The sequence below is a fragment of the Streptomyces sp. Y309 genome, from assembly GCF_056712025.1.
Map to the genome: position 1 here is coordinate 5,228,823 of NZ_CM160048.1, position 11,765 is coordinate 5,240,587.

The following is an 11,765-nucleotide window of genomic DNA, read 5'->3' on the forward strand; positions in this document are numbered from 1 at the left end:
GCCGCGGAGCCGCCCCGGCCTACCGGGTCCGGAAGCCCCCGCCCCGCCCGCGCGAAGCGAACAGTTCCGCTTGGTCGGACGGGGCCGCGTTGCCCAGGGCGATGAGGTGCGGCGCGTGGGCCATCGCCTGGCTACGGGCGGCCTCCTTGGCCGACCACACGGCCCGCACCGTGCCCTGCACGGCCTCCGTGGGGAAGGAGGCGACGGTCTCGGCGGCCCGGACGGCGGCCGCCAGCACGCCGTCCCCCGGCACCAGCTCCGACACGAGGCCGATCTCGTACGCCCGCCGCGCGGAGACCCGTTCGGCCGTCCCCATCAGGGACATCCGCGCCACCTCCCCGAACGGCATCCGCTGCGCCATGGAGATGGCCTCGTACGCGCTGACCATCCCGTACGTCGTATGCGGGTCGAAGAACGTCGCGTGCTCCGCCGCGATCACGAACTCCGCCTCGCCGATGAGATAGAACGCCCCACCGCACGCCATGCCGTTGACGGCGGCGATCACCGGCTTCCACAGGTCGTTGGCCTTGGGCCCGAGGGTGAGGAGCGGGTCGTCGATCGTGTACGGGGAGGACGGCTGCGGCACCTTCGCGTCGCGGTCGATGCCCGTGCAGAACGCGCGCTCGCCCGCGCCGGTGACCACGATCGCCCGCACCGCGTCGTCGTAGCGGAACTCCCGCCAGGTGGCGGACAGTTCGGCCGCCATGGCCGGGGTCACCGCGTTGTGCCGGTCCGGGCGGTCCAGGGTCACCACGGCCACGCCGGTCTTCTCGTCCCGGTCGACGCGTAGCCCCTCTGCCGCCGGTGTCGCCCCTGTCCTGGTCACGGCCGCTCCAGTACCCACTGCGGCACCGTGAATCCGTTCTGTTCCGCGAAGACCACCTGGACCCGCGCGCCTATCCGCAGGCGGTCCGGCGGCACGGAGTTGGGCGGTGCGCCCGGGCCCGCGACTACGTTTCCGGCCAGCCGGATGCGGGGGGCGTCGGCTAGTTCTACTAGGACGGCGTTGTACGGGGCGAGCGCGGCGTACGCCGGGAGGAGTGGGGGGTGCGGGATTACGTACGACCAGATCCTGCCCTTGCCGGTCATCCGGCGCCACTCGCTGTCGAAGGACTGGCAGTGCGGGCAGCAGGGCCTTGGCGGCCACCGTAGCTCGCCGCAGGCGTCTTTTGCGCAGGCCTGTATGCGGAGTTCGCCTTGGGCGGCGTAGGCCCAGAAGGGGGCGCCGTCGTCGTCCACGACTGGGGTCAGCAGGGTTTCTGTCGGCGTCGCGTCTGCCATGTGCTCGCCTCTTCCGTGTGCGGGTTTGTTTGTGGCTGGTCGCGCAGTTCCCCGCGCCCCTTAGGCAGCCGGGGCGCATCAAGTCCTCAGCAGGGCCGCCGACGTGGGTACCCCTTCGCCCGCCGTCACCAGGCAGGTGGTCGCTCCCGGGACCTGGGCCGTGCTCGTGCCGCGTAGTTGTTTGACGCCCTCGGTTATGAGGTTGAAGCCGTGGACGTAGGCCTCGCTCAGGCCGCCGCCCGCGGTGTTGAGGGGGAGGCGGCCGCCGATCTCCAGGGAGCCGCCCTCCGTGAACGCGCCGCCCTCGCCGCGTCCGCAGAAGCCGTAGCCCTCCAGGGAGAGCGGGATGAGAGGGGTGAACGCGTCGTAGATCTGGGCCACGTCGACGTCCTGCGGGCCGAAGTCCGCCTGTTTCCAGAGGTGGCGTGCGGCCGTCCACGCCGGGCCCGACAGCGGGTCGTCGTTCCAGTAGTTGACCATGCCGTGGTGCTGCGCGGGCAGGCCCTGGGCGACGGAGTGGACGTACACCGGACGCATGCGGCAGTCGCGCGCACGCTCCGCCGACACCATGACACACGCCAACGCGCCATCGGTCTCAAGGCAGTTGTCGAAGAGGCACAGCGGCTCGCTGATCCAGCGCGAGGTCATATACATGTCCCGGGTCAGCGGGCGTTCGTACATCATCGCGGCGGGATTCTGGTTGGCGCGGTTGCGGCAGGCGAGGGCGACATTGAAGAGGTGGTCGCGGGTGGCGCCGTACTCGTGCATGTAGCGGCGCGTCAGCATCGCGATCTCGTCGGCGGGGCGGAGCAGGCCGAAGGGGCGCGTCCACTGGGCGGGGGTGGGGAGTTGGGCGGTGGTGTTGCGCCACGGCCGCGGCCCGCTGCCGCGCTTGCGGGAGCGCCAGGCCACGCCCACGCTCGCCTGCCCGGTCGCGATCGCCGCGGCCAGGTGCGCGAGCGTCGCGCAGGAACCGCCGCCCCCGTACCCGACCTTGCTGAAGAAGGTGGCGTCCCCGGCGCCGATCGCCTTGGCCACCTCGACCTCGTCGGTCTCCTCCATCGTGTACGAGGCGAACGCGTCCACCTCGGACGCCGCGATGCCCGCGTCGTCGAGCGCCGCGACGATCGCCCGGCACGCCAACGTCTTCTCGCTGTCGGGTAGTTGCTTGGCGAACGGAGTCTGTCCGATACCTGCGATCGCTGTGGCGTCCTTGAGCGATGAAGCCATGGCGTGCACCTCCGCGTCACGTCGTCACCTCGCTGCTGACAGCGCGTCAGGCTACCGCTAATCTGACGGTTAGTCAGCTATCGGGTGCGGGAGGGGAGCAGCGATGCGCGGCGACCTGGAGTGGGGCAGCGTGCCGGGCCTGGTCCGGGCGGCGGCGGAGCGGTACGCGGACCGGGAGGCGGTCGTCGACGGCCGCACCCGCGTGACGTACCGCGAACTCGGCGACCGGATCGCACGGGCCACCGCCGCCTGCGTGGCGAGCGGCGTCGAGCCCGGCGACCGCGTCGCCGTCTGGGCGCCCAACACCCTCGACTGGATCGTCTCCGCCCTCGGCGCGGTGGGCGCGGGCGCGGTCCTCGTCCCGCTCAACACCCGCTTCAAGGGCGCCGAAGCGGCGTACGTCCTTGCGCGCTCGCGGGCGAAGCTGCTGTTCATCACCGGTACGTTCCTGGGGACTTCGTACGTGGCGTCGCTGCGCCGGGCCGCAGCCGAAGGGCCGGGCCACGGCCCCCTCCCCGGCCTGCCGCACCTGGAGCAGGTGGTCGTGCTCGCCGACGACGCCCCCGAGTCCTTCCGCACCTGGAAGGACTTCATGGCGAGCGGCGACCCGGTCACGGGCGAGGCGGTACGGACGCGGGGCGCGGCCGTCCGCGGGGAGTGGCCCTCCGACATCGTCTTCACGTCCGGCACCACAGGACGGCCCAAGGGCGCCGTCATCACGCACGCCCAGACCCTGCGCTGCTACGCGATCTGGAGCGATCTCGCCGGACTGCGCGAGGGCGACCGCTATCTGATCGTGAACCCGTTCTTCCACACCTTCGGCTACAAGGCCGGCATCGTCGCCTGCCTGATGCGGGGCGCCACGATGGTCCCGCAGCCGGTCTTCAACGTGGACACGGTCCTGGCGAACATCGCCGCAGAACGCATCTCGGTGTTTCCGGGACCGCCCACCCTGCACCAGTCCCTCCTCGACCACCCGGCCCGCGACAGCCACGACCTGTCGGCGCTGCGGCTCGTGGTGACGGGCGCGGCCGTGGTGCCCCTGCGCCTGGTGGAACGCCTCCGCGCCGAACTCCACATCGCCACCGTCCTGACCGCGTACGGCCTCTCGGAGGCCAGCGGCATCGTCACGATGTGCCGCAGGGGCGATCCGGCCGAGGTCATCGCGGCCACGTCGGGGCGCGCGATCCCGGACACGGAGGTCCGGGTGGTGTCGGCCGCCGGTGACCCCTTGCCGCCGGGCAGCCCGGGGGAGGTCCTGGTCCGCGGTCACAACGTCATGAGCGGCTACTTCGAGGACCCGTCCGAGACCAAGAAGGTGCTGACGGGCGACGGTTGGCTGCGGACGGGCGACGTGGGCGTCCTGGACGCGGACGGAAACCTCCGCATCACGGACCGCATCAAGGACATGTTCATCGTCGGCGGCTTCAACGCCTACCCGGCCGAGATCGAGCAACTCCTCGGCGTCCACCCGGACGTGGCGGACGTGGCCGTCGTCGGCGTGCCCGACGCGCGCCTGGGCGAGGTCGGGAAGGCCTATGTGGTGCGCCGCCCCGGCGCGACGCTCACCGCGGACGACGTGATCGCCTGGTCGCGGCGCGAGATGGCCAACTACAAGGTGCCGCGGGAGGTGGAGTTCGTGGCCGGGCTCCCGCGCAACGCGAGCGGCAAGGTGCTGAAGGACGAACTGCGGCGCCGGGGACCGGCGTCGGGCTGAGGGCCGGACGGTCGGCACGGTGGGCCGCGCCACCGACCGGGCCCCCGAGCAGGTGTTCTAGACTGCGCGCCAGACTGTCGCGTCGAGCGTGACGCGTCCGAACAATTAGGGGGAACTCCACGTGCGTATCCGTACGGGGGCGGCTGCCGCTGCCCTGGCCGGTCTGCTGGCCGTCGGCGCTGCCGTACCGGCCCAGGCCGACAGCCACGACACACCGCGGCAGCGCGGCACTGCCGACAGCACCGTCAGCACTTTCGACACGGCGTCCAGCGCTGCCGGCCCCGGCGTCGGCATGTTCAAGACCATGGGCGACAACGTCCACTTCTCGCACACGGTGAGGGGCAACATCAACGCGCACGGCTGGTGGAAGAACCTGCGCGGGCCGGCCGGGATCAAGGCCAAGGTCACGGTGTGGCTTCAGGTCAAGCGCGGGGGAGAGTGGAAGACCCTGACCAAGGCGGCCAAGAACGTCTACTCCGGCGGCGGCAGCGGCAAGCGGACGGCCGCCGCGTACAAGTGCACGTACAACGTGGGCCAGTACGACTTCCGCAGCGTCATCGACGTCGACCTCATCGGCTACGCGGACGACAGCTACCGGAAGGTCACCCCGACCCAGAGGCTGGGCTGCGGTCTGTGATCAGGTCGGGTCGCGGTCTGTGATCGGTCGCGGCCCGTGACCAACGGTTGACGGCGGTGCTGGAAGAGTAACCTTCCAGCACCGCCTGCTTTCCGGGAGTGCCTTTGTTTCCCCCCACCGTCATCGTCGGCCTGCACGGGGTCCTTGAGACGTATCCGTGGTTCGACCGGGTCGTGAAGCGGGACGCCGGTTCCGACACCGATGCCGCGACCGATTCCGAGACCGATTCCGACGCCGAGGGCTCCGTCGAGGAAGAACTCCTCTTCCTCGCCGTCGACCGGGCCGGTTCCTACGGCTGGCAGACCGTGGGCGGCCTGCTGCACGAGGACGGCCGGGTCATGGCCGCCCATGACCCCACGGCGTGGGCTCATGAGGAGGTCGGCGGCGACTGGACGCAGGACGGTGGGGTGCACCAGCTGGCGTGGCTGGGAGCGGGGGTTCTCACGGACCCGCCGCGTCCGGGGCTGCCCGTCCGGCCGATCGCCCTGGTGCTGTCCGAGACCCTGGCCCGCGTGGGCGCGACGACGTTCACCGGCCTGCACGCGCTGCTGCCGTTGCAGGCGGCCGAGCGCAACACGGCCTTCCACCAGACCGAGTTGGCCCCGTGGTTCGGCATGGCGGACCCGGACGCCCGCCACGAAGTGGTGGTCACCGTCTCCGCCCGCCCCGGCGAGGGCGGAGCGGCCGAGGACGACGCGGCGCCCTTGTGCGAGGCGGTGCGGGAGCGGGCGCAGGGGGCGGTGGACGTCGCCGCGCCCGTCCCCCCGCCGGTGGCGGAGAACAACCTCCCGGGAGTGGCCCTCGACCTCGATCAGGCGGTGCACACTCAGGGGATGCGCGAGGTGATCCGGTTCGCCTGCCGCACGCGGGAGTGGTCGCCGGACATCGCGGTGTGGCTGGTGGAGCTGGTCGCCGAGGCATTGCTCGAGGCGGGGCGGTCGGCGCCGGTGGTGGTGACGGCGTCGCTGGCACGGTGCCCGCGTAGGGGCCACTGACATGGCCGCTGGGGGCGTCGCCCGCACACTCGTACGACAGGGACGTTGTGCGCGCACTCGTACGAGTGGCGTTACCGTCATACGGGTAGGACGCAGCATCCCTTCTTGCACGATCTCCTCCATGGGAGCAGTCATGGCCGCAGAGGCACACGGCGAACACGGCGAGCAGCAGGTGTCGGCCGACTCCGAGAACTGGATGTACCCGCCGAAGGACGGCTGGACATGGGACCAGGTTCAGGAGCTGGACGTCCCGTTCGACTGGGATCTCGTGGATGGGAACATCGTGGTTCGTGGGGTGGCGAAGGTCTGGCATCAGTTGGTTCGGGACCGGCTGTACCTGCGTCTGGAACTGGCCAGGCGCGCACCGTATGTCGTCATGAGCGAGCAATGGGTCATGTTCGACGAGCACAACGTCTTTAAGCCTGACGTGGTCGTCTTCGACAAGACCGGGCTCGACGCAATGACTCTGGATTGCATTCCCGCCGCGAAGGCCGTTCTCGCGATCGAGATCGTCTCGCCCGGCTCACGCAAGGACGACCGCTTCCTCAAGCCGGGCATGTACGCGGAGGCGGGCATCGACTACTACTGGCGCGTCGAGCGCGGCGAGGACGACGTCCCGGTCGTGCACGAGTTCTGGCGCCACTACGAGGCGAGCGTCTACGCCCCCAGCCCCGAACAGCCCACTCACACCGGCAAGCTGACCACGGATGTGCCGTTCCCGGTCGACATCGACCTGCGCGGCCTGATCGAGTTCTGAGGGCTGCTGCCGCCTGGGTGCGCGGGTGCGCGGACCGGGTCAGCCGGTCGCCGCCCGCTCGCCCGCACTGCGCTCCACGCAGAACTCGTTGCCCTCCGGGTCGGTGAGCGTCACCCAGCCGCGGCCGTCCGGCAGCCGGTGGTCGCCCACGAGGGTCGCGCCGAGCGCGATGACCCGCGCGACCTCCTCGTCCCGCGTGCGGTCCTGCGGCTGCAGGTCGAAGTGCACGCGGTTCTTCACGCCCTTCTTCTCCGGCACGGTCACGAAGAGCAACGTGGGGCCCTCGGGGGTGGTCACGAGGGCCTCCGGGTCGCCCGGGAAGTCCTCCTCGGACACCGCGCCCTCCAGGACCTCGGCCCAGAAGGACGCGAGCGCGTAGGCGTCGGAACAGTCGAAGGTCACGTGCCGCACGAGAGTCGTCATGGCGGCACTATCGGGCAGCGGCACGGCTCGGGTCCACCGTATTTGGCCCGCCGCCTGTCGGGTTCAGTGACCGACGGGCGGCTCCATGCACCCCGTCTCCATGAACGGCCCGTTCGTCTTCGCCTCGTAGTTGGACTTCTGGACGAAGGCGGTGACGCAGGCGTCGTCCCGCACGCGCAGCCCGACCATCGCCCCCTCCGGGGTGACGTTCTTGTTCTTGTCGTTGTCCCACCGCGCGTACATGCTCTGCACAGTGAGCTTCTGCCCGTTGTTACTGGCCGCCTTCCCGGCGTCCGCCCCCAACTCCCTCCGCAACGCGGCCCGTACGGAGTCCGGGTCCCACGTCCGCTTCCCCCACAGCCGCTTGAGTACCGCCTCCACGCGCTTGGCCTGCGCGTCGGCCGCCTTCTCGCTGGCGGCGGACATCTCGCCGGGGCGGCGGTGGGCGTTGTTCTCCCGGTAGTGCGGGGCGCCGTCGCCCGCGCCGGGTTCTACGTAGGGGGAGGGGACGTCGGCCGAGGCACTGGGCGTGCCGGTCGCCACCCCGTCGTCCCGGGGCGGCGCCGCGTCGTCCCGCCGCTCCTGACCGCAGGCGGTCAGGAGGACGGCGCCCAGGAGGGTGGCGGTGGCGGGTATGACGTACGGAATCCGGGGCCGGGACTCGGTTCTGGGCATGGGGCGACTCTTCCACAGGGCCTTGAAACCAGAGAACCGGGGCCGAGCGGCGGCTCGGCCCCGGGACATCAGTGTGCTGGGGTGCGGTCAGGCCTGCGGAGAGCTGGGCAGGTGGCCGTCGCTGGGCGGGGCCGGCAGGTGGCCGTCACCCAGCGGACCGGTCGACATCTGGCCGTCACCGGCCGGGGCCGGGGCGTGGCTGTCGGCTATGGCCGGGGCCGCGGCGCCGGCGCTCGCCGCGGCCATGACGGCCACAGTGACGATGAGTTTTCTGGTTCGAGTCATTGCAACTCCTTGGAGGGGGCAGACTTTCAACAAGTGACTCTAGTCGCACATAACGGCCCATGTCCGAACAAGTGCACGTAAAACTTGGGCAGTTGGCGTGTATGTGCAGGTATCCGTACACACCTCGGCCGCGGCGGCTCCCCCTCCGCGCCGCCGCGGCCGATCCCCGTCGGGAAGAAAGTGTCAGGCGCCGTTGGCCGGCGGGGCGGGAATGTGACCGTCGCCCTTCGTGGTGAAGCCGTCCTTCGGCGGGGCAGGGATGTGGCCATCGCCCTGCGGGGACGCGACCGGGCCGTCCTCCGGCGGGGCGGGGATGTGGCCGTCCCCCTGGGTGGTGATCTTCTGCTTCTTCTTCTTTGCTTCGCTCATGTCGGCAACTCCAGTGCATCTGCGGGGCTCCAGGACTGGATCGCCCGTTCAGCAACTCCCCCGAGGGTCGCTGAACGGGCGATCGGGCCGCTCACACTAGCTAGTGGGGCCCACGCGACCCGTCTGCCCCCCGACGCGACGGATCGATAAGTAGAGAGTGGCAGGCACTCATAAACGTTCGATGAACGCGCTCGACAGCGGTGTCACGCCGCCGCTACAGGACGGAGAAGTGCCCGCACTTCATCGGCCTCCGTGGCCCCGGCCCTGTCGTGCAGGGAAACGGCCTCCTGCCAGCACGCCCGTGCGCGGTCCAGTTGCCCCAGCCTGTCGAGAGACCGGCCCAGGAGGGTCAGAGCGTTGGCGCGCATCCAGTCGCCGCCGATGCACCCGGTGGCGAGTGCCTGCTCCGCGTGTTGCGCCGCCTGAGGCATACGGTGGGCCGAGAAGTAGACCTCCGCGATCCGGTAGTGGGCCGAGCCCTCCCACAGGCGCTGCCGGTTCTCTCCGAACACCCGCAGCGCGTCGATGAGCTGTTCGAGGGCTTCGGTGTGGCGCCCCGCGTGGCTCAGACCGATGCCCAGCGCGTACTTCGCGTTGGCCAGGCGGAAGGTGAGACCCAGGTCCGCGTAGATCTCCATTCCGTGGTGTGCCAGGTCGATGGCCTTCGCCGTACGCCCCATGGTGACGAGCACTCGGGACAGGTTGCACAGGGCGCTCGCCTCTCCGGCCCGGTTGCCGTCGTGCCGGAAGGCATCTGCCGCCTTGCGCAGATGAACCTGGCTCACCTCGTAGTCGTTCACGCAGTAAGCGGCGATGCCGCGCTCGTTGAGGGCGTTTCCCTCGGTCCAGGGGTCGCCCGACAGGGACGCCAGCTCGATGGCTCGTTCAAGTTCGGCTGCGGCCTGGCCGAAGTGGCCCAGCTTGATGAGGACTTGGCCCAGGCTGGTCCGTGCACGCCCCTCGGCATGCAGATCTCCGATGGACTCGGCGGCATCCCTCGCGGCCCGAGTCGCCAACTCGAACCGGAGGGAACTGGCGCCCGACTCGGCCAGATCCGTGGAAGCCAGGAGCAGATCCACCGCACGTCGCAGTGTGTCCGCCCCCAGCGACTGCTGCACGCACGCCAGAATGCACGCGGCCTCCGCGTGCAGCCAGTCCAGCGCCGACGCGTCGTCCTGGAAGTCCAAGCCCGCCTGCTCCGTGGCCTCAAGATGATCCACCGTCCTGTCCCCAGGACGCTCAATCGCGTACACCCGAGCCGCCGAAGCCAGATAAAAGTCCAGCACCCGCGAAAGCGCGGCCTCCCGCTCGCTGGGCGGCAGTTCGTCCCGTTCCGCGCACGCACGCGCGTAGAGCCGTACGAGATCGTGGTACCGGTACCGGCCCGGTGCGGCCGACTCCAGCAACGACGTGTCGACGAGGGACTCCAGGAGGTCCTCGGCGTCCTCGACCGGCAGGTCGAGCACCGCGGCCGCCGCGGCGAGCGAGATGTCGGGGCCGTCCGCCAGGCCGAGCAGGCGGAAGGCGCGGGCCTGGGCCGGCTCCAGCTGGCCGTAGCCGAGTTCGAAGGTGGCCTCGACCGCGAGGTCGCCCGCCTGGAGCTCGTCGAGGCGGCGCCGCTCGTCCGCGAGCTTGGCGGCGAGCGTCGAGACGGTCCAGGTGCGGCGCGCGGCGAGCCGGGACGCCGCGATGCGGATGGCGAGGGGGAGGAAGCCACAGGCGGCGACCACGTCGAGCGCGGCCTCCCGCTCGGACGCCACCCGCTCCTCGCCCACGATCTTCGTGAACAGCTGCAACGCCTCGTCGGGCGACATCACGTCGAGGTCGACGAGGTGCGCCCCCGCGAGGTCCACCATCCGCATCCGGCTGGTGACCAGCGCCGCGCACCCCTCCATGCCGGGCAGCAGCGGCCGCACCTGCGCGGCGTCGCGGGCGTTGTCGAGCAGGACGAGCACGCGGCGGCCGTCGAGGACGGACCGGTAGAGCGCGGCCCGCTCCTCCAGGGAGTCCGGAATCGCGGAGTCCGCCGTACCCAAAGCCCGCAAAAACGCCCCGAGCACCGTCTCCGGCTCCGCCGCCCGCGGGCCCGCGCCCTGGAGGTCGACGTACAACTGCCCGTCCGGGAAGTGCGTGCGCGCCGCGTGCGCGACATGCACCGCGAGCGTCGTCTTGCCCACGCCGCCGATGCCCGCGAGCGCGGACACGGCCATGACGCGGCCCTCGGCGGTGGACAGGATGTCGCTGAGCTCCTTGACGAAGGAGACGCGGCCCGTGAAGTCCTGGACCGTGGCTGGAAGTTGCGCGGGGCGCACCACTCCGGCGGACGGCTCGGCGGCGGGCGCCGACGGCTCGGCGAGGGCCGGGTCGGCCTGGAGGATGCGCTGCTGGAGCTCCTGGAGGCCGGGGCGCGGGTCGACGCCCAGCTCGTCGGCGAGCAGCCGGCGCGTGTCGGCGTACACGGCGAGGGCCTCGGCCTGCCGGCCCGAGCGGTAGAGGGCGAGCATGAGGAGTTCGCGCAGGCGCTCCCGGAGGGGGTGCGCGGCCGTGAGGGCGGTCAGCTCGGAGACGGACTCCGCGTGGCAGCCCTGCTCCAGGTCCATGTCGAGGCGGGACTCGAGGAGCTGCAGCCGCCATTCCTCCAGCCTGGTGCGCTGCGTGTCCGCGTACGGACCGGGGACGTTGGCGAGCGGCTCGCCGTCCCAGAGCGACAGCGCCTCGTTGACCAGGGAACGGGCCTGGTACAGATCGCCGAGCCCGCGCGCCCGCTCGGCCGCCGACCACAGCTTCTCCGCCTCGGCCAGGTCGAGCGCGCCCTCGGCGGCCCGCACGGCATAGCCGCCCGACTCGCTCACCAGGGCCCCGGGCGGGAGCGCCTTGCGCAGCCGGGACGCGTACGTACGGATAGCGGCGAGGGCCTGCGACGGCGACTCCTCGCCCCAGATGGCGTCGATCAGCTCGGAGGCGGTGGCGGTTCGGCCGTCACGCAGCAGGAGGGCCGCGAGCAGGGCACGCTGCTGCGGGGAACCGGTGGGCAGTTGCTCCGCGCCGAGCCAGGCGCGTACGGGTCCGAGCACGCTGAAGCGCGCATCCTGCGTCGCGTCGTGCCCGTCCGGCCCCGAAGGCCCGTCCTTGCGCCCGGCGGCAACGGGTTCGCCCCGCCCTCCGGCCGCGACGGGTTCGCCCCGCCGCGCCGCTGTCCCAGGGTCGCTTGCCGCCGTCGAACGCCGCTGATCCGGCACTCGCGGTAGTCCGTCCATCGCTCCCCCTGCTGCCCTGCCGCACGCAGTTGCTGAAGTCCGTTCAAATATGCCCAACTGTGCCCGGCTGTGCCTGGTTTGTGCCCGCCCGCGGGCCTGCCCAGCCCGTGAGACTCGCTGCGCAGCACAGTTTGCCTTG

At 71.2% G+C, this 11,765-nt stretch carries 12 protein-coding genes; 4 read left to right on the forward strand and 8 right to left on the reverse strand.

Annotated features, from left to right (window positions below; all coding sequences use genetic code 11):
- Window positions 1–19 precede the first annotated feature (19 nt).
- The 3 genes from AC0KTA_RS21330 to AC0KTA_RS21340 all read right to left on the reverse strand — a co-directional run bounded on the left by AC0KTA_RS21330 (window position 20) and on the right by AC0KTA_RS21340 (window position 2,511).
- The gene (locus AC0KTA_RS21330; RefSeq protein WP_481049811.1) at window positions 20–826 is read right to left on the reverse strand and encodes an enoyl-CoA hydratase/isomerase family protein; all 807 of its coding nucleotides are present in this window, start codon (window positions 824–826) and stop codon (window positions 20–22) included.
- The gene (locus tag AC0KTA_RS21335; RefSeq protein WP_481049812.1) at window positions 823–1,281 is read right to left on the reverse strand and encodes a Zn-ribbon domain-containing OB-fold protein; all 459 of its coding nucleotides are present in this window, start codon (window positions 1,279–1,281) and stop codon (window positions 823–825) included. The genes AC0KTA_RS21330 and AC0KTA_RS21335 overlap by 4 nt, the downstream gene beginning before the upstream one ends.
- Before the next feature lie 78 nt (window positions 1,282–1,359).
- Window positions 1,360–2,511, reverse strand: coding sequence for a lipid-transfer protein (locus tag AC0KTA_RS21340; protein WP_481049813.1), 1,152 nt, complete (start codon window positions 2,509–2,511; stop codon window positions 1,360–1,362).
- Between the two features lie 103 nt (window positions 2,512–2,614).
- Between AC0KTA_RS21340 and AC0KTA_RS21345 the strand changes: the two genes are divergently transcribed.
- The 4 genes from AC0KTA_RS21345 (at window position 2,615) to AC0KTA_RS21360 (ending at window position 6,617) form a co-directional block, all read left to right on the forward strand.
- Window positions 2,615–4,228, forward strand: a complete 1,614-nt coding sequence (locus AC0KTA_RS21345; RefSeq protein WP_481049814.1) for a FadD3 family acyl-CoA ligase — start codon at window positions 2,615–2,617, stop codon at window positions 4,226–4,228.
- A gap of 121 nt (window positions 4,229–4,349) precedes the next feature.
- On the forward strand, window positions 4,350–4,865 hold the full coding sequence (locus tag AC0KTA_RS21350; RefSeq protein ID WP_481049815.1) for a hypothetical protein: 516 nt from the start codon (window positions 4,350–4,352) through the stop codon (window positions 4,863–4,865).
- A 104-nt stretch (window positions 4,866–4,969) separates the two neighbouring features.
- Window positions 4,970–5,860, forward strand: coding sequence for a hypothetical protein (locus AC0KTA_RS21355; protein ID WP_481049816.1), 891 nt, complete (start codon window positions 4,970–4,972; stop codon window positions 5,858–5,860).
- Between the two features lie 133 nt (window positions 5,861–5,993).
- Window positions 5,994–6,617 (forward strand): Uma2 family endonuclease, encoded by a 624-nt coding sequence (locus tag AC0KTA_RS21360; RefSeq protein WP_481049817.1) that lies wholly within the window; start codon window positions 5,994–5,996, stop codon window positions 6,615–6,617.
- A gap of 39 nt (window positions 6,618–6,656) precedes the next feature.
- On the opposite strand, the gene AC0KTA_RS21365 is transcribed toward AC0KTA_RS21360, so the two are convergent.
- The 5 genes from AC0KTA_RS21365 to afsR form a co-directional block, all read right to left on the reverse strand.
- Complete coding sequence (locus AC0KTA_RS21365; RefSeq protein WP_481049818.1) at window positions 6,657–7,040, reverse strand: VOC family protein; 384 nt, start codon at window positions 7,038–7,040, stop codon at window positions 6,657–6,659.
- Between the two features lie 63 nt (window positions 7,041–7,103).
- On the reverse strand, window positions 7,104–7,715 hold the full coding sequence (locus AC0KTA_RS21370) for a hypothetical protein (RefSeq protein ID WP_481049819.1): 612 nt from the start codon (window positions 7,713–7,715) through the stop codon (window positions 7,104–7,106).
- An 87-nt stretch (window positions 7,716–7,802) separates the two neighbouring features.
- Window positions 7,803–8,000 (reverse strand): hypothetical protein, encoded by a 198-nt coding sequence (locus AC0KTA_RS21375; RefSeq protein ID WP_481049820.1) that lies wholly within the window; start codon window positions 7,998–8,000, stop codon window positions 7,803–7,805.
- Window positions 8,001–8,183: 183 nt separating this feature from the next.
- The gene (locus tag AC0KTA_RS21380) at window positions 8,184–8,369 is read right to left on the reverse strand and encodes a sigma-like protein (RefSeq protein WP_481049821.1); all 186 of its coding nucleotides are present in this window, start codon (window positions 8,367–8,369) and stop codon (window positions 8,184–8,186) included.
- A gap of 203 nt (window positions 8,370–8,572) precedes the next feature.
- Window positions 8,573–11,626 (reverse strand): SARP-family global regulator AfsR, encoded by a 3,054-nt coding sequence (gene afsR, locus AC0KTA_RS21385; protein ID WP_481049822.1) that lies wholly within the window; start codon window positions 11,624–11,626, stop codon window positions 8,573–8,575.
- Window positions 11,627–11,765 lie beyond the last annotated feature (139 nt).